12 protein-coding genes and 1 pseudogene are annotated in these 17,040 nt (G+C 72.0%); 8 read left to right on the top strand and 5 right to left on the bottom strand.

Annotated elements, in window-relative coordinates; all coding sequences use genetic code 11:
* Positions 1 to 32 precede the first annotated feature (32 nt).
* The 5 genes from ACQHII_RS04245 (at position 33) to ACQHII_RS04225 (ending at position 5,891) form a co-directional block, all read left to right on the top strand.
* Entirely contained in the window at positions 33 to 1,181 is a 1,149-nt protein-coding gene (locus tag ACQHII_RS04245) for an oxygenase MpaB family protein (RefSeq protein ID WP_427917921.1), read from the top strand.
* Between the two features lie 167 nt (positions 1,182 to 1,348).
* Entirely contained in the window at positions 1,349 to 2,278 is a 930-nt protein-coding gene (locus tag ACQHII_RS04240; RefSeq protein ID WP_427917920.1) for a UTP--glucose-1-phosphate uridylyltransferase, read from the top strand.
* Between the two features lie 88 nt (positions 2,279 to 2,366).
* Positions 2,367 to 3,275, top strand: coding sequence for an RNA polymerase sigma-70 factor (locus tag ACQHII_RS04235; RefSeq protein WP_427917919.1), 909 nt, complete (start codon positions 2,367 to 2,369; stop codon positions 3,273 to 3,275).
* Between the two features lie 94 nt (positions 3,276 to 3,369).
* Positions 3,370 to 5,070, top strand: coding sequence for an FAD-dependent oxidoreductase (locus ACQHII_RS04230; RefSeq protein WP_427925225.1), 1,701 nt, complete (start codon positions 3,370 to 3,372; stop codon positions 5,068 to 5,070).
* A 74-nt stretch (positions 5,071 to 5,144) separates the two neighbouring features.
* Positions 5,145 to 5,891: an SDR family oxidoreductase gene (locus ACQHII_RS04225; RefSeq protein ID WP_427917918.1), complete on the top strand. Its 747-nt coding sequence runs from the start codon at positions 5,145 to 5,147 to the stop codon at positions 5,889 to 5,891.
* A gap of 88 nt (positions 5,892 to 5,979) precedes the next feature.
* Here ACQHII_RS04225 and ACQHII_RS04220 read toward each other — a convergent pair.
* The 3 genes and pseudogenes from ACQHII_RS04220 to ACQHII_RS04210 all read right to left on the bottom strand — a co-directional run.
* Positions 5,980 to 6,519: pseudogene (locus tag ACQHII_RS04220) on the bottom strand (sigma-70 family RNA polymerase sigma factor); the annotation flags it as partial.
* Between the two features lie 117 nt (positions 6,520 to 6,636).
* Complete coding sequence (locus tag ACQHII_RS04215; protein ID WP_427917917.1) at positions 6,637 to 6,978, bottom strand: hypothetical protein; 342 nt, start codon at positions 6,976 to 6,978, stop codon at positions 6,637 to 6,639.
* A gap of 35 nt (positions 6,979 to 7,013) precedes the next feature.
* Positions 7,014 to 8,369 (bottom strand): NAD(P)/FAD-dependent oxidoreductase, encoded by a 1,356-nt coding sequence (locus ACQHII_RS04210; protein WP_427917305.1) that lies wholly within the window; start codon positions 8,367 to 8,369, stop codon positions 7,014 to 7,016.
* A 147-nt stretch (positions 8,370 to 8,516) separates the two neighbouring features.
* Between ACQHII_RS04210 and ACQHII_RS04205 the strand changes: the two genes are divergently transcribed.
* From ACQHII_RS04205 to ACQHII_RS04195, 3 genes are all read left to right on the top strand, one after another.
* On the top strand, positions 8,517 to 8,678 hold the full coding sequence (locus ACQHII_RS04205; RefSeq protein WP_026178601.1) for a hypothetical protein: 162 nt from the start codon (positions 8,517 to 8,519) through the stop codon (positions 8,676 to 8,678).
* Between the two features lie 149 nt (positions 8,679 to 8,827).
* Positions 8,828 to 9,508, top strand: coding sequence for an ABC transporter ATP-binding protein (locus tag ACQHII_RS04200; RefSeq protein ID WP_427917916.1), 681 nt, complete (start codon positions 8,828 to 8,830; stop codon positions 9,506 to 9,508).
* Between the two features lie 94 nt (positions 9,509 to 9,602).
* Positions 9,603 to 10,589 carry an ABC transporter ATP-binding protein gene (locus ACQHII_RS04195; RefSeq protein ID WP_427917915.1) on the top strand — a complete coding sequence of 329 codons (987 nt, stop codon included), beginning with the start codon at positions 9,603 to 9,605 and terminating at the stop codon, positions 10,587 to 10,589.
* A gap of 7 nt (positions 10,590 to 10,596) precedes the next feature.
* On the opposite strand, the gene ACQHII_RS04190 is transcribed toward ACQHII_RS04195, so the two are convergent.
* Complete coding sequence (locus ACQHII_RS04190; RefSeq protein WP_427917914.1) at positions 10,597 to 13,410, bottom strand: hypothetical protein; 2,814 nt, start codon at positions 13,408 to 13,410, stop codon at positions 10,597 to 10,599.
* Positions 13,407 to 16,778, bottom strand: a complete 3,372-nt coding sequence (locus tag ACQHII_RS04185) for an FtsX-like permease family protein (protein WP_427917913.1) — start codon at positions 16,776 to 16,778, stop codon at positions 13,407 to 13,409. The genes ACQHII_RS04190 and ACQHII_RS04185 overlap by 4 nt, the downstream gene beginning before the upstream one ends.
* Positions 16,779 to 17,040: the final 262 nt, after the last annotated feature.

Raw genomic sequence — 17,040 nt, 5'->3', positions numbered from 1 at the left:
AATTAAACCGGGATCGAACGAAGGAGTTCGCGATGAGCACTGTCGCCGCAGGTCACGGCAGCAAGGCGGCCAAGATCAAGATCACCAGGGAAGATCTGCTCGGCACGGAGCGCCGCTGGCGACGCTTCGGCGAGCCCACGCCGGCCGGGGGATCACTCAACGACGACGGCACCCCCGACCACGGCCTCTTCGGACCCGGGAGCGTCGCCTGGGAGGTGCTCCTCCACCCGGCCACCGTCGTCTTCCTCAACGCCGCCCAGAGCGTGGTGCAGACGAAGGGCTACAACCCGATCAACGCGGGCCTGCGCGACCGCGACCCGATGGCCCGCAAGGCGCGCGAGGGCACACTCACCATGCTGGACGTGTTCGACCGGCTCTCGCGCAACTCGGGCATGCACGCCCCCATGTGGCTCGGCGACACGAAGACCGCCCGGCTGATGGCCAAACACCTCCACGCCATCCACAAGAAGGTGACCGGCGAGGTCATCGACATCGCACGGCCCGAACTCGGCGGTTACGCGGCGAGCGAGCCGCGCGACGCGATGTGGGCCGCGCTGACGGAAATGCACCCCATGCTCCGCGTCTACGAGGCCTTCGCCTTCCGCGACGGCAAGAAGCCGCACCGCCTCTCCCCGGAGCAGCGCGACCGGTTCATCGCCGAGACAGGGGCCTACCTCAGGCTCGTCGGCGCCCCCGAGGAGGACATCCCCACCTCGATGGCCGAACTGGGCGCCCTCTACGAGAAGTACGCGGACCTCTTCGAACCCAGCCCGACGGTCAACCTCACCCCCGGCACCGGCGAGGACTGGTTCCAGCTCGTCATGCGGACGGTGAAGCGGAACTTCCACATCTCACACCTGCGCGCCGTCATCCCGTACGCGTTGCAGACCACGGCCGTCGAACTCCCCGTCATGGGCACGCTCCCGGCCAAGATGCGCCACTCGATGGGCCTCAGCCCGCGCAGGAGCAGGCGCGCCGCCCGCGCGGCGAAGCTCTTCCTGCCGGTCGCCTGGCTGATGCAGCAGGGCCCCTACGAGCGCTACGTCCTGCGCCGCATGTGGGGACCGGACAGCATCCGCCTGCTCGAATCCGCCCGCCGCCTCCACGAGCAGACACTCGCCCAGCGTGCCATGAGCCGGTTGGCCGGCGGCCCGGCGAACGGCACCGCGCCTGCGGCCTGACACGTGAACAGACCGCGCTCCATCGCGACGGGACGGCCGCACCACGGTGCATGGCCTGTACTCGATCTTCGCCTTGAGCGCCGGGCGGGGTTCGGCGCGGGCCGTTGGTAGCGTCGGCGGGGTGTGCCTGCCGACGGGCACATGACGCCCGACCGGAGAGAGACGTGATGTCCCCGACGATTCGCAGGGCCGTGATTCCCGCCGCCGGGCTCGGCTCCAGGCTGTTGCCCCTGACGAAGGCGACACCGAAGGAGATGCTCCCGGTCGGCGACAAGCCGGTCATCGAGCACACCGTCCGCGAGCTGGTGGACTCCGGCATCACCGACATCACCATCGTCGTCTCGGGCGGCAAGTCCCTGATCCAGGAGCACTTCCGCCCCAACCCCGCCCTCGTCGACCAACTCCGCGAAGACGGCAAGACGGCCTACGCGGACGCCGTGGAGGAGGTCGCGGAGCTGGCCCGGCAGGGGCACATCACCTACCTCGACCAGTACGGTCCCTACGGCAACGGCACCCCCGTGCTCAACGCCGCCCGTGCCTTCGGCGACGAACCGGTGCTCGTGCTGTGGCCCGACGACGTCTTCGTGGCCGAGGTCCCCCGCGCCCAGCAACTGGTCCGCGCCTACGAGCAGACCGGCTGCCCGGTGCTGGCCCTCATGCCGATGGACCCCGTCGACTCCCAGCGCTACGGGGTGCCCATCGTCAAGGAGGACCTCGGGGACGGACAACTGCGCATCACCGGCCTGGTCGAGAAGCCCGAGCCCGCCGCCGCGCCGTCGTCGTACGCGGCCATCGGCGGCTATGTCGTCACCCCCGGGATCATCGACGAACTGCGTGAGCAGACCCGCCGCTGGTACGAGACGAGGACCGGTGAGGTCTACCTGACCGACGCCATCAACGCCTACGCCGCCACCCGCGCGGTGTACGGACAGGTCATCCAGGGCCGCTGGTACGACACCGGGAATCCGGCCGACTACATGGTCGCCCAGATGGCGTTCGCGCTCGCCCACCCCGAGTACGGCCCCGTCCTGCGCGGCCTGGTCGCCGAACTCGACGCGGGCCGTGCCGTCGCCGCGCGGCCGGAGAGCGGCGTCTGACCTGCCCGGCGGTCGCGAGCGGTGCGGGAGGGGCGCCGTACGATGGGCGGGCGCTCGCGCGAACCGGGCGGAACCGAAGGCGGCACGCATGGGTATCGGGGACGGCACGGACTCCCTCGACGAGGCGGCGGACGTGTTCATGGCGGCGCGTCCCCAGCTCTTCGGGATCGCCTACCGCGTGCTCGGCAGCGCCACGGAGGCCGAGGACGTACTCCAGGAGGCGTGGCTGCGGTGGCAGCACACCGACCGAACCGTCGTCCGTGAGCCGAAGGCGTTCCTCGCCACCGTCACCGCGCGGCTGGCGCTCAACGTCGCCCAGTCCGCGCGGGTGCGCCGCGAGTCGTACGTCGGCCCCTGGCTGCCGGAGCCGGTCGACACGCGCGCGGATCCGCAGCTGGGCGCCGAGCGGGCCGAGGCGCTCGACACGGCGGTGCTCTTCCTGCTGGAGCGGCTCAACCCCGTGGAACGGGCGGCCTATGTGCTGCGCGAAGCCTTCGACTACCCCTACCGGCAGATCGCGGACATGCTGGAGACCAGCGAGACCAACACACGCCAGCTGGTGAGCCGCGCGCGCAGACACCTCGCGTCCCAGCGCCGCAAGCCCGTCGACGCCACCGAGCACCGACGGCTGATGGAGGTCTTCCTCGCCGCCGCACAGACCGGCGATCTCGCCGTGCTGGAGAACATCCTCGCCGAGGACGTGGTCAGCTACACCGACGGGAACGGACTGCGCGGGGCGTCCAAGTTCCCGGTCGTCGGCCTGGTGCACGTCTCCAGGTACCTCGCCGCCTTCGCACCGCGCTTCTGGCCGGAGAAGGAGATCCACTGGGTCGAGGCCAACGGCGGTCCCGCCGTCCTCGTCACGGCCGGGGGGACACCGGTGGTCCTACTGACCCTCGACATCTCGGAACGCGGCGTCGAGCGGGCCATGTGGGTCATGAACCCGGAGAAGCTGGCACCCTACGTCGCCTCCCTGGGCGGCGGCACCACGTCCTGAGCTGTCACGGATCGCGGGGCTGTCCGGTCGTACCGGATGAAGACCCCAGTGATCGGAGTGGACCGTGGCTGTCACCGAACAACGTCTCGCGACCATGGTGCTGGTGATCGGCACCGGAGGGGCCGGTCTGCGGGCGGCGATCGAACTGGCCGAGGCCGGCGTCGACGTCCTCGCCGTCGGCAAGCGCCCCAAGGACGACGCCCATACGGCGCTGGCGGCCGGCGGCATCAACGCGGCGCTGGCCACCATGGACCCCGAGGACAGCTGGCAGCAGCACGCCGCCGACACCCTCAAGGAGAGCTACCTCCTCGCCGATCCCCGCACCGTGGAGATCGTCACCCAGGGGGCCGCCCGGGGCATCGAGGACCTGGAGCGCTACGGCATGGACTTCGCCCGGGAGGAGGACGGCCGGATCTCGCAGCGCTTCTTCGGCGCGCACAAGTTCCGCAGGACCGCCTTCGCCGGCGACTACACCGGCCTGGAGATCCAGCGCACCCTCATCCGGCGCGCGGAGCGACTGGACATCCCCGTGCTGGACGGGGTGTACATCACCCGGCTGCTGGTCCACGAGGGCGCCGTGTTCGGCGCGTACGGCTTCGACCTCACGAGCGGACGGCGCTACGTCATCCACGCCGACGCGGTGATCCTGGCCGCCGGCGGACACACCCGCATCTGGCGGCGCACCTCCTCGCGGCGCGACGAGAACACCGGGGACTCCTTCCGCCTGGCCGTGGAGGCGGGGGCCAGGCTGCGCGACGCCGAACTGGTGCAGTTCCACCCCTCCGGCATCATCGAACCCGAGAACGCCGCCGGCACCCTGGTCAGCGAGGCCGCCCGCGGCGAGGGCGGCATCCTGCGCAACGCGCTCGGCGAACGCTTCATGGCCCGCTACGACCCCGAGCGCATGGAGCTCTCCACCCGCGACCGCGTGGCCCTGGCCGCGTACACAGAGATCAAGGAAGGGCGCGGCACGCCCCACGGCGGCGTCTGGCTCGACGTCTCGCACCTGCCCAGGCAGACGATCATGACGCGGCTGCCCCGCGTCTACCAGACGCTGCTCGACCTCCAGATGCTGGACATCACCCGCGACCCGATCGAGATCGCGCCCACCGCGCACTACTCGATGGGCGGGGTGTGGGTGCGCCCCGAGGACCACAGCACCGACGTACGCGGCCTGTACGCCATCGGGGAGGCGTCGAGCGGACTGCACGGCGCCAACCGGCTCGGCGGCAACAGCCTCATCGAACTGCTGGTGTTCGGCCGCCTCACCGGCCGGGCCGCCGCGGCGTACTCGCAGTCCCTGACCGCGCAGCCGCGCTCGGCGTCGGCCGTCGCGGAGGCCCGCGCCGAGATCGACGCACTCCTCGCCGCCGACGGGCCCGAGAACGTGCGGGCCCTGCAACGCGCCATCCGCGACACCATGACCGAGCACGCCGGTGTCGTACGCGACGAGGACGGCCTGCGTACCGGACTCGCGGAACTCTCGGTGATCGAGAAGCGCATCGAGGCCGTCGGCATCCATCCGGACATCGCGGGTTATCAGGATCTGGCCCACGCCTTCGATCTCAAGTCGGCCGCGCTCGCGGCCCGGGCCACTCTCGAATCGGCGCTGGAACGCCGCGAGACGCGTGGCTGCCACAACCGCAGCGACTATCCCGAACAGGATTCCGCGCTGCGGGTGAATCTCGTGTGGTCCCCGACGGCGGGCGTCACGCGCGAAGCAATTCCGGCCGTCCCTGACGAGATTTCCGCCCTGATGGAGGAAGTCTCGACCACGGGGAAACTCGTCGAATAGGTCGTGTCACAAACAGCACCCGTGCCTGGTCTCCACTGATGCAGGCATCAGACAAACCCGAAAGGAATTCCGTCATGAAGGTCGTAGTGATCGGTGGGACCGGACTCATCGGCTCGAAGGTGGTCGCCGGGCTCGGCGAGCACGGGCACGAGGTGGTCGCGGCGGCGCCCAGCACCGGCGTCAACACCCTGACGGGCGAGGGGCTGGCCGAGGTACTGAAGGACGCGTCGGTGGTGGTGGACGTGTCGAACTCGCCGTCGTTCGAGGACCAGGCGGTCATGGACTTCTTCCGCACCTCGACGACGAATCTGCTGAAGGCGGAGACCGAGGCCGGCGTCGCGCATCACGTGGCACTGTCCGTGGTCGGCACCGAACGCCTCCAGGGGAGCGGGTACTTCCGCGCCAAGCAGGTCCAGGAAGACCTCATCAAGGCGTCCGGCAACCCCTACTCCATCGTCCACGCCACCCAGTTCTTCGAGTTCGCGAAGGGGCTGGCGGACGGCGTCACCGTGGGCGACACCGTGCATCTGCCCGACGCGAAGATCCAGCCCATCGTCTCCGACGACGTCGCCGAGGCCGTCGTCCGCGCCGCCGTAGGGGACCCGGTGGGCGGTGTGGTGGAGGTCGCCGGTCCCGAGGCGTTCCAGCTGGAGGAGTTCATCCGGATGGGGCTCTCGGCCCATGACGACCCCCGCAAGATCGTCACGGACCCGCAGGCGACGTACTGGGGCGCCGAGTTGGAGGAGGACACGCTCCTGCCGGGATCTGACGCACACCTCGCCGGGACGCGGTTCGCCGACTGGCTCACACGGCAGAAGTAGACACCGTCCGTTTCGGGTGGCCCCTTTCCCCCGAAAGGGGCCACTCGATTCTGTTGAAGCATGTGCTGCTCACCGAAGGTGGTGCGCTCTCGGCCGTGTCCACGCTTTCCCGCCGCTCGTCCAGCAGATGACGGCGGGCACGGCTGACGATCTTCCGCACATTGATGACGCCGAGTTCGAGCATCTCGGCGATCTCGGTGTAGGCGTAGTCGAAGGCCTCGCGCAGCACATAGGCGGCGCGCTCGACGGGATTCAGGCGCTCCAGCAGCAGGAGCAGCGCCAGCTCCACGGCCTCGGCGCGCTCGGCGCCGACCTCGGGGTCCGCGCTCGTGTCGAGGGGTTCCGGCAGCCACGGTCCGATGTACGTCTCCCGTCGTACGCGCGCCGACTGCGCGACGTTGATGGCCAGCCGGGGCGTCGCGGTCGAGAGGAACGCCACGGGACCGACCACCGCCGAGCGGTCGGCCTTCTGCCAGCGCAGCCACACCTCCTGGACCACGTCCTCGGCCTCGACCGCGCTGCCGAGTATCCGGTAGGCGATCCCGAAGAGCCGCCTTCGGCTGCCCACGAAGACGGCGACGGCCTCGTCGAGATCGCCGGTCCGGGTGGGGGACTGTTCGACATACATGATCCAGTGGCCTCCGTCGGTGCTCCGCTCCATCCGCTGCACAGACCGGGGCCGACGGGCGCCTGCGACAGAACCGGACCGTGTTTCCTCACGGACGTCAGCGTTTCTTCACGGACGTCAGCGCGACGAGCCGAGTATCACCACGACGCAGGCGGTCATCGCCAGGGTGACCAGGACCATGGCGGCGAGTGTGCCCCGCAGCCAGTGCCGGATCCGGGCCTGATGCCGTGCCTCCAGCGCGGCGACCTGTTCGGCGATGTGGTCGGTGACCATACGGGCGACGTGTCGCTGCTCGTCGGTGTACCACGTCCCGATGTCCCGCTGCTGCTCGGGAGTGAGGCCCCCCACGCGCGCGGTGAGGTCCGCCAGGCGGCGGCGCGTCGCCCCCATGTGGGCCTCCCGGTAGAGGAAGCCCTCGATGTCGGTCAGGCCGCGGGCGGCCTCCTCGCGTGCGGTCATGGCGTACCCCCGGTGGAATCGAGAACCCCGCGTGGTCATGCCGTGCTGTCTTCCTTCGTACGGCCGGCATCCTGTCCCTGTGTGTGCCCGCCCGTGACGAAGGCGTCCCGGGGATGCTGCACGGACGCGAGGGACACGAGGTCCCGGCCCGTCACGGCGGCGGTGAGCCAGACCGCCAGGACGCGGATCTTCCGCTCCCAGCTGGGTACCGCCAGCATGTGGTAGCCCCGGTGCATCAACCATGCCCAGAATCCTGTGACGACGATGCGCCTGTACTGGAAGATTCCCCGGCCGAGGCCGAGGGTCGCCACCACGCCGAGGCTGCTGTGGCGGTAGGTGCGGAGGGGCTTGCCGCGCAGGTCGGCCACGAGGTTCCTGGCGAGGAGCCGGCCCTGGCGTACGGCGTGCTGGGCGTTGGGCACCGTGCGCGCGCCCGGGAGGGGCGAGGCCAGGTCGGGAACGGCCGCGTCGTCGCCCGCCGCCCACACGTCGGGCAGCGGCCCGCTGTCCGTGCCCACCCGCAGATCGGCGCTCACCTGCAGCAGGCCGCGCTCGTCGAGGGGCAGGTCCGTGTGGTTGTGCACGACCGGGTTCGAGGCGTTGCCCGCGGTCCAGACGATCAGCGTGGAGTCGTACTCCTGTCCGTCGGAGAGGACGACGTGGCCGTCCTCGGCGGACAGCAGCCGGGTGTTGAGGTGGACGTGCGCGCCCCGGCCTTCGAGGTGGCGCACCACCCAGGCGCCGGGTTTGTCGCTCACCTCGGGCAGGATGCGGCCGCGGGCCTCGACCAGGTGGAAGGACAGGTCCTGGGCGGTCAGTTCCGGATAGGACCGGAGCATCGCGGTCGCCAGCGAGAGGAGTTCGCCGAAGCCCTCGACGCCGGAGAACCCGCCGCCCACGAACGTGACGGTGAGCAGCTTGCGCCGCTCGGGGCCGGGCGGCAGCGACGCGGCCTGGTCGAAGCCGGTCATCAGCCGGTCCCGGACCGCCACGGCCTCCTCGACGTGCTTGAGACCGATCGCCTGCTGGGCCAGTCCGGGGATGGGGAAGGTGCGGGTCACGGCGCCGGCGGTGACCACGAGGGTGTCGTAGCGCAGCGCGTAGGAGTTGCCGCGCACCGGGCGGACGGTCACCGTGCGGTCCGCCGACCGGATCGCGGTCACGGTCCCCGCGATCAGCCGGGTACGGTGCAGGTGCCGCCGCAGGGAGACGACGGCGTGCCGCGCCTCCACCGAACCTGCCGCCACCTCCGGCAGGAAGGGCTGGTAGGTCATGTACGGGCGCGGGTCCACGACCGTGACCTTCGCCTCGCCCCGACGCAGCTTCTTCTCCAGGCCCCATGCGGTGTAGAAGCCCGCGTAGCCACCGCCGACGATCACAATCTCACGCATGATTCCCTCTGCTTCGTTGTCCGTCACCACATAGACCGCGTGAGCGGCCCGGATGTGACATGCGAGGCGGACACGGACACCGCGTGGGAAATCCGTGGGCGTGAACGGGGAATGGGCGGGCACACGGAGGATCGGAGGTTGAAAACTATGATTCCCCTGCTTCTTGTTCTTCTGCTGGCCCTGATTCTCTTCGGTGCGGGTTTCGCGCTGAAGATTCTCTGGTGGGTCGCGATCATTGTCCTGGTGCTCTGGCTCGTCGGCTTCGTGGCCCGTCCGAAGGGCGGGAGCGGCCGCTGGTATCGCTGGTAGCACTGTTTTTCGGCACGTGGAAACAATTTCCGTGCCACCGATGTGGAAAAGGGGACCGGCGGCATTGTCCGCGGGTCCCCTTCCGCGCGTCATCGCCTGTCGGGTCCGGCGTACCCTACGGTGCGGCTGTCGGCGGGGTGAGGGGAAACATGGGCGACATGGTGGTGGTCGAGGACCTGCGGCGGACCTACGGCAGCGGTGACACCGCCGTGCACGCCCTGCGCGGTGTCTCCTTCAGCGTGCCGCGCGGTGAACTCGTCGCCCTGAGAGGCCGATCGGGCTCCGGGAAGACCACCGTGCTCAACCTGGTCGGCGGTCTCGACACTCCCGACGGCGGCCGCATCACCCTGGACGGCACCGACCTGGCCGGCCTCGGCGAGGACGAGCTGCTGGCGCTGCGCAGGGACCGTATCGGCTTCGTCTTCCAGTCCTTCGGGCTCATCCCGATTCTCACCGCGGCCGAGAACGTCGGGGTCCCGCTGCGGCTGCGGAAGGTCCCGGCCCGCGAGCGCGAGGCCCGCGTCGGCCTGCTGCTCTCCCTCGTCGGGCTCTCCGAGCATGCCGACCAGCGTCCCGGCGAACTGTCCGGCGGCCAGCAGCAGCGCGTCGCCATCGCCCGCGCGCTCGCCAACAACCCGGCCCTGATCGTCGCCGACGAACCCACCGGCCAGCTCGACGCCGACACCGGTCTCACCGTGATGGACCTGCTGCGTGCCGTCGTCCGCAGCGAGTCCGTCACCGCCCTCGTCGCGACCCACGACACCCAACTCCTCGCGCTGGCCGACCGCGTACTCGAACTCCGCGACGGCCGCATCGTCGAGGACGCCTGACGGCACCTCCGCCGTGCACTCCGCGCGGTGATCCGCATTAGCCTGGCCGCAGTCCCACCGCGTCAGCGCCAGACCTCAACTCCCGGGAGACCGCGTGGCAGTTCCTCAACAGCGCACCGTGGCACCGGACTTGGACGAGCTGCGGCGGCGGGCCACCGCGGCCGCAGCCCCGCGCCGCGAAGAGGGCCTGGTGGTCTGCGAGAACCTGGTGCGGATCTACCAGACCGAGGGCGTCGAGGTGCAGGCCCTCCAGGGACTCGACCTGGCCGTGGCCGAGGGCGAGATGATCGCGGTGATCGGTGCCTCCGGCTCCGGCAAGTCCACCCTGCTGGGCATCCTCTCCGGCCAGGACGTGCCGACCGCCGGTGCCGCCGAGGTCGCCGGACACGACCTGCTGGCCATGAAGCGCCGCGACCGGCTCAACTACCGCCGTACCACTGTGGGTTTCGTCTGGCAGCAGACCTCCCGCAATCTGCTGCCCTACCTCTCGGCGGCCGAGAACGTGATGCTTCCGATGACGTACACCGGGGTCAAGCGTTCCCAACGGCGAGCCCGCGCCGAGGAGTTGCTCGACCTGCTGTCCGTGGGCCACTGCCGGGACCGCACCCCCGACACCCTCTCCGGAGGTGAGCAGCAGCGGGTCGCCGTGGCCGTCGCCAACGCCAACGAGCCCCGGGTGCTGTTCGCCGACGAACCCACCGGCGAACTCGACACCGCGACCAGCGACGAGGTCTTCGCCGCACTGCGCCGGGCCAACGAGGAGCTGGGCGTCACCGTGATCGTGGTCACCCACGACGCGCTCGTGTCCGAGCAGGTCCAGCGCACCGTACTGATCCGCAACGGCCGTACCTCGACCGAGGTGTTGCGCCGGGTCGCCACCGGCGAGGACGGCGTCGACGTGCTCACCGCCGAGGAGTACGCGGTCCTGGACGCGAGCGGCCGACTCCAATTGCCCGGCGAGTTCACCGAACGCCTCCACATGCGCAAGCGGGTGCGGCTCGCCCTGGAGAGCGACCACATCGGCGTCTGGCCGGACGAGGCCGCACGGCGTGCGAAGTCCGAGGCCGAGGACGGGATTTAGCGGGCGTTCACGTGAGCCGCAGTACCGCGCCCAACCGGCGTCGGCGGGCGAGGACCGTCTCGGTGGCCGCCGCGATCAGGATCAGCGCGGTCACGCCGGCGACGAGGGCCAGGGTCAGTGAGTAGTCGGTCCGCAGCGCCGGCTGGGCGGGGCCGCCGGTGAACTGCCGCAGGTCCAACGTCCCTGCCATGAGCCGTGGTTCGAGCAGCCCGAGCAGGGTGCCGCCCGCCGCCGAGGCCACCGCCAGCGGGAGCAGTTGCAGGAAGTGCAGTGCCCCGGCTTCCCTGCCGCCGAGGCCGAGCGTGCGCAGGAACGAGGTGGTGCGGCCGCGTTCGCCGGAGGTCAGGGTGAGTTCCAGGGCGAGCGCGAGCAGACCCGTCAGCGCGGCGAGGAGCGAGGTGACGGAGTAGATCGTGCCGAGCCCTCGCGTCAGACCGTCCGCGCGCAGGCTGTCCAGCGTCTCGGAGCGGACGCGGATCCGGGCCAGCGGACCGAGCGCCCTGGCCGCCGCCGACCGCAGTGCGGCGGGCTCGGTGCCGGCGGGAGTGTCGCCCTTGAGGAGCAACACCGTGCTTCCCGAGGCTTGTTGGGGCAGCAGACGGTCGGCGTCGGCGGTGGTGATCAGCAGCGGCGTCCCGGCGGGGATCAGTGCCGTGACCGGCCCGAGGAGTGGGTCGTCGAGTTGGGCGTCGGTGAGGGTGCCGACCGGCTTGAGAGTCAGGTCCACCGGAGGCCGCCCCGGGTTCACCACCGTGGTGGTGAAGCCGCCGGTGCGCTCCCTCGCCCGCAGCCCGGGGGAGAGGAAGGACGGCAGCGGAGTGCTCGCGTCGGCCCGGGTCCCCGCCGACAGGGCTTCGGCGAGCGGTGACTTCGGAGCGACGGCGGCCAGTCGGCGCGGATCCACGGTGACCACGGCGACCTGCGGGATCGCCGCGCCGTCGGCCTGTCCCGCCAGGTCGAGAACGCGCAGCCGCTGGACGGCGGTCCGTATACCGGTCGTGGCGGCCCCGGTGGAGGCCACGGTCCCGGACACGGTCGCGCTCGCGTCGGAGCCGGTGGTCCAGGCCGCTCCGGTGGTCAGACCGTCGTCGATCGTACGGTGCACCAGGCCGCCGAACACGGCCGTCCCCAGCGTCAACACCAGGACGAACAGGGCCAGTCCGGTCGCCGGGGCGTCATGCGCGGCCCGGGCCGCTCCGACGAAACCCACCGTTCCCCGACCGCGCCGCGCCTGCCGCAGCACCAGGCGCAGGACGAGCGGAGAGATCCGCAGCAGGAGCAGTACGACGGCCAGCGCCACCAGCACCGGCACCGCGCCCAGGATGCCGTCGGGGCCCTGCGAGCGCAGCGCGACCACACCGGCCGCCGCCGCGAGCAGCACCGTCGACTCCAGGACCAGGCGGCGGCCGACGACCGTCCTCCGGCGCGAGCGCCGCAGCCGGCCGGGCCTGCGCGGCTCGCGGACCGCGAGCCAGGTCATCAGCGGCACGGTCAGAGCCACCACGGCGGTGGCACAGGCGGCGGGCACCGGTTGCGGCGATCCGGAGGTGCCGGTGGGGGCGAGGGCCTGTCCAGCCGTCCAGCCGAGCAGGGCGGCGGTCACCACCACCGGCCAGGCCACGGCGCAGCGCAGCAGTACGAGCCGCGCGCTGGACGCGCCCCGTGCCCGCTGCAACCGCAGGTGTGCCTGCCGTCGGCGCAGCAGCAGTCGTACCGCGACGGCCGTGGTGGCCAGCACGACCGCGGCCAGCGCGTCGACCGCGAACGTCGCGAGGGATCGGGCCTGTTGGTCCTGCGCGGTGAACGTGGCGAGCATCGGCGTCAGGAAGTCGGTCAGCAGCAGGGGGCCGGTGGTCTGGCCGTCGACCTGGCAGGCGATGTCGTTGGTGATCGGGTCGACTCCCTGGCACAGGGCGGCACTCAGGTCCACGCTGTACTGGGACAGCGGCCCGGTCAGGGCGCGGGCCCGGTCGAGCGAGGCCCCGGACAGGTCGGCGCGCAACTGCCAGGTCACGCGCGGGCCGCCCACTCCGGCGCCGGCCAGCAGATCGGCGGCGTCGAGACCGACGAGGCCGCGGACGGCGAGCACGGTGCCCGCGGAGCGCTCCTGAGGGTGGCGCGAGGGCTGGTCCAGGGTCTCCCGGCCGGTCCAGAAACCGTCGGTCGCGGCCGTGGTGCGGTAGACCCCGCTGACCACCAACTGCGCCTGGGGCGGGGCGTTCTGCACCCCGGGCGTCTTGGCGAACTCAAGTGTCAGTCGGCTGCCTACCCGGACACCCAGCACCCGCGCGGTGGTCTGCGACAGCGCGATCTGGGGCGCGGTGGCCGACGGTGTGCGGTCGGCCGGCGCGTGGCCGCTGACGTAACGCAGATGGGCCCGCGCGGACGGCAGATAGCTGACCGTCAGCTGGGTGCTGGTGTTCGCCGGTCCGGGTGGTCGCGGTGAGAGCAGGGACGCCTGGTCGTAGTCGTAGCTGCCGCCGCCGGTGAAGGACATGTGCCGGGCGGCCCCGCCGCCGAGCTGCTTGGAGAGGGTGCGGCCGGCGCCGAGCAGGGTGGCCATGTCCACGGCGGGCGGCTGGGTGTCGAAAACCTCCGGAGTCGTGCTCAGGCTGATCAGCGGCGCCTGGGACTGCGCCGCGTCGACCCGCTGCCGTAGTGCCCGGTCCTCCTGGCCGCCCGCGAAGGCGGGGGCCCAGGCGCACAGTGCCGTCAGTGCCAGGACCAGCGCGGCGAGGCAGGCCAGCAGGGGCAGGTCGCCCCGGGTCTCCCTGCGGATCAGGCGGCGCGTCACCGACCCGTTTCCGGCCGTACGGCTCAACGGTCCTCCCCCGCTCGCAGCACACGCACCAGGTCCACCCGGGACAGCAGTCGGGCCAGTGCCAGGACGACCGCGCTGATGGCGAGCGCGGTCGCCAGCGCGGTCAGGGCCACGGTGCCCCAGGGGATGATCTGCGGGAGCGGCGGATAGGGGGCCTGTCCGCTGTCGTCCACGGTGACGAGCGGCAGTACGGCCGTAGCCAGCGCCATGCCCATCAGCGCCCCCGGGACCACCGCGAACAGCGCCAGACTCAGCTGCTCGGCGCCCAGCAGCGCGGACAGGCTCTTGGCGCGGACGCCGATCGCCCGGAGCAACGCGAACTCCTTGCGCCGCCGCCGGGTGGAGACCACCGCGTGCACGGTGAAGGCGACGACCGCGAAACCGGGGGCGAGATAGCGGACCAGTTCCAGTGTCCTGCGCAGCCCCTCGCGGAACGGATCCGCCTGGAGGGACGCGGCGGTACGCGCGGTGGTGGTGACCCGGCCCAGCGCGGGCTGCGCCTCCACGGCCGCGGCCGTACGCGCGCTGTCGGTGCTGCCGAGCCACCAGAACGCGGGATCCTCCTGGTCCACGCCGGCCTGTGTCATCGCGGAGGCGAGCTGCCGCTGATCGGCGATCAGATGCCCCTGGCCGCGGCCCAGTCCGGGCAGCGAGTCGACCCTGCCCACGATCCGGGCGGTGATACGGCCCTCGCCCAGGTCCAGGGTGCTCGTGCCGCCCACGCTCAGCCGTGCCTGGCGCAGCGTCGTGGCGTCGGCGCGCACCGGAAGCGGCGCCGGACCGCCCGCCGGACCCGCCACCAGCCGCACCTGGCTGCCGGCCTGGGTGTCGTAGTCGCTGTCGGACAGACCGCCGAAGGCGTCCGAGGTCGCCCGGGAGGGCCGCATGCCGGTGCTGATGACGGTCCGGAGCACGTTGCTGCTGCCGGGAGCGATCGAGCACACACCGGAGGTGCCGGGTTCGTAGCTGTCGGTCAACTGCCCTTTGCAGGCGCCCTCGGTGGAGTCGGCGGCGTGGTCCGTGCCGTCGGCCCAGAGCTGCCCGCCGGGGAGCCGGGTGACCCAGCTGTCCGTGGTGTCGCGCGCGCCGACCCGGATCAGCTCCAGGTCCAGGCGCGCGGGACGGGTGTTCGGCTGGGGCAGGACGTTGACGGCGGTCACCGTCAGCGGATACGCCCGGGGGTGGCCGCCGCTCAGGGCCACGCCGAGGGGGATCGCGACGGTGTGTCTGGCTCCGTCGGCGGTGGGCAGCCGGGCGGTCACGACGCTGACCAGGCCGGACGCGTCCTGCACGGTCAGCTCCAGGCTCGGTGCCACGCGGTTTCCGTCGCTGCTCAGCCGCTCGTCCAGCAGCAGCGCGGTCGGACGCCCGGGGAGCGGTATGCCGGGGACGACCGGTGCCGGGGTGCGGGGTGCGGGTCCGCCGACCGTGCCGACGAGATCCTCGGTGGCGCCGCCGGGCAGGTTCACCGTCGACCGCGTCACCGGGGCCACGCCGGTCACCGCGGGCAGCGCGCGATAGGCGGCGCCCAGGACGGAGGAGGGGTAGCCGTCGTCCGCCGACGGGGTGATCCGCACGTCCGCGCCGACGGTGAACGCGGCCTGCTCCGACGCCAGACCGCCCAGACAGGCCAGCGCGGTGGTGGCGAAGGCGCTCACCGACATGGCCAGGCACATCAGCACCACCGGGCCCGCGTTGCGCGCCGCCCGCCGGCCCAACTGCCAACCGGCCAGCGGGAGTACGAGCCCCCGACTCCGCCGGCCGAACACGTCCAGCAGCAAAGAGGTCAGCGGCAGCAGCCGCAGCAGCAGGAGCGCGGCGGCACCGGCCACCAGGGTCGGCACCAGGACCAGCACCGGGTCGGCGGAGGCGCTGCCGGTGCCCATGTCGGCGATCAGCGAGTGGTGCCGCCGCAACTCCAGATAGCCCAGGGCCGCGACGGCCAGCAGGGCCAGGTCGGCACCCAGCCGCTGTGCGGCGGCGGCCCGTGCGCCTCGGCCCGGCCGCGACCGCGCCGACGGGAGTACGGGAAGCAGGACCGCCGCCGCGTGCACCAGCAGGGTCAGCCCTACGGCCGCCCACGCGTCGGTGCCCCGTCTGCCGGGGTGCAGCAGCCCGGCCAGGAAGGGGGCGGCGACGGCGGCCGGGACACCGGTGAGCGCCCATTCGGCCGCCGCGCCGCGCAGCAGCCTCGGGGTGCCGGCGCCTCTGGCCTGCTGGAGTGCCAGCTCCTCGCGTCGGCGCACGGTCAGCTCGCGGGCGGCCAGCACCAGGGTGGCCAGGGCGAGGACGGCCAGCAGCACGCTGGGCAGGTACAGCGAGGACCGGGCCGCCACTGTCGGCACCGTCAACTCGTCGATGGCGCCCGGCAGTCCGGAGGCCACCGTCACATCGGCCAGCGACGGCTGATGCCCGCCGAACACCGATACCTGGCTCCGGCTGCCGGAGAAGGCGCGCAGCCGGTCGCGCAGCGCGGCGAGGCCGTCCGCGTCGAGGCGGGAGAGGTCGGGCTGGACACTCCAGTGGGCCGTCAGATGCCCGTTCAGGACGGCGCTGCCGTTGAGGGCCGACGGTGAGACCACCAGCAGGTCCTGGTCGGCGGTCTCTCCCTCGGCGAGGTCGCCGGCCATCGCGGGCCAGAATCCGACGGCACCGGTCGCCCGGAAGACGCCGGTGATCCGCAGGGTCGTGGCGCGGTCGAAGGCGTCCCGCACGCGGAGACTGGAGCCGGGTCCGATGCCCAGGCGTTTCGCCAGCGCGTCCGGCACCGCCGTGTCGACCGGGGCGGTGGACCCGGTGGAGACCCTGACCTCGGGCAGTGAGGTGAACGCGCCGGCCGGGGCGTCGGCGGTACCGGCGGGCCACCGCCCGGCGACCAGCCGCCCGAACCGGCCCCCGTTCTGCACCGCGACCGGATGCAGCCCGGTGCCGCCGGGTGTGCGCGGCGGGCCCGCGACCCCGTCGACGCCCGTCACCGAGACCGGCGAGGTGCCCAGCAGCCCCACGTACGTGCGCTGCGGCACCCCGGCGAACACCCGGTCGGCGGCGGCCCGCACATCGCGGTCGGCGGCGGCCATGCCTCCGGCGCGGAAGGACGCGTTGACGTTCACCTGGGCGTCGAGGTCGGCGGTCAGCCGCCGTACGGCACCGGCCTCTACCGAACTGTCCGCGAGTGCCGCGAGGGCGGCCAGTGCCGTCGCGCACAGCAGTACGGTCACCGCGACGGCGGCCAGGACCAGCCCGTGCTGTGCGGCCCGCCTGGCGACCACCGGGAGCCGCCGCCGGGCCGGGCGCGGAGCACCGGGGCCCCGCCGCGGCGAAGACCTGACGGCCGTGGCGACCACATGAACCCCCGCAGAATCGAACATGTGACGTACGGCGCGTCACAGTCCTACCAGGCGCTCTTCGGGCGACGCAAGAAACGTTGATCGTCGGCACTCACGAACTGCCCTTGCGCATGGCTTCGGTTGAGGCGCGGGGCGGTGCTTGTACCACCGGCCGCACGCCGCTGACCAGGCCTTCGGTCGTCGCGTTCAGGTTGTGTTCAGGCTCGTACGGGCCTCGGCCAACTCACGCACCAGAAGCACCAAAGCTCTGGCAAAGGGGGCTGGGGCGAGCGCCGCACAGCAT

Source organism: Streptomyces sp. cg40 (assembly GCF_050320165.1).
Classification (GTDB): domain Bacteria; phylum Actinomycetota; class Actinomycetes; order Streptomycetales; family Streptomycetaceae; genus Streptomyces; species Streptomyces hokutonensis.
Note: the sequence above shows the minus strand (reverse complement) of the source record. Positions and strands in the feature narration are given on the sequence as shown.

Excerpts from the sequence above, each read along its gene's own strand:
- ACQHII_RS04245 (WP_427917921.1), top strand. The coding sequence starts at position 33 with ATGAGCACTGTCGCCGCAGGTCACGGCAGCAAGGCGGCCAAGATCAAG.
- ACQHII_RS04200 (WP_427917916.1), top strand. The coding sequence starts at position 8,828 with ATGGGCGACATGGTGGTGGTCGAGGACCTGCGGCGGACCTACGGCAGC.
- ACQHII_RS04225 (WP_427917918.1), top strand. The coding sequence starts at position 5,145 with ATGAAGGTCGTAGTGATCGGTGGGACCGGACTCATCGGCTCGAAGGTG.
- ACQHII_RS04185 (WP_427917913.1), bottom strand. The coding sequence starts at position 16,778 with ATGTTCGATTCTGCGGGGGTTCATGTGGTCGCCACGGCCGTCAGGTCT.
- ACQHII_RS04230 (WP_427925225.1), top strand. The coding sequence starts at position 3,370 with ATGGTGCTGGTGATCGGCACCGGAGGGGCCGGTCTGCGGGCGGCGATC.
- ACQHII_RS04210 (WP_427917305.1), bottom strand. The coding sequence starts at position 8,369 with ATGCGTGAGATTGTGATCGTCGGCGGTGGCTACGCGGGCTTCTACACC.
- ACQHII_RS04215 (WP_427917917.1), bottom strand. The coding sequence starts at position 6,978 with ATGACCGCACGCGAGGAGGCCGCCCGCGGCCTGACCGACATCGAGGGC.
- ACQHII_RS04205 (WP_026178601.1), top strand. The coding sequence starts at position 8,517 with ATGATTCCCCTGCTTCTTGTTCTTCTGCTGGCCCTGATTCTCTTCGGT.
- ACQHII_RS04235 (WP_427917919.1), top strand. The coding sequence starts at position 2,367 with ATGGGTATCGGGGACGGCACGGACTCCCTCGACGAGGCGGCGGACGTG.
- ACQHII_RS04240 (WP_427917920.1), top strand. The coding sequence starts at position 1,349 with ATGTCCCCGACGATTCGCAGGGCCGTGATTCCCGCCGCCGGGCTCGGC.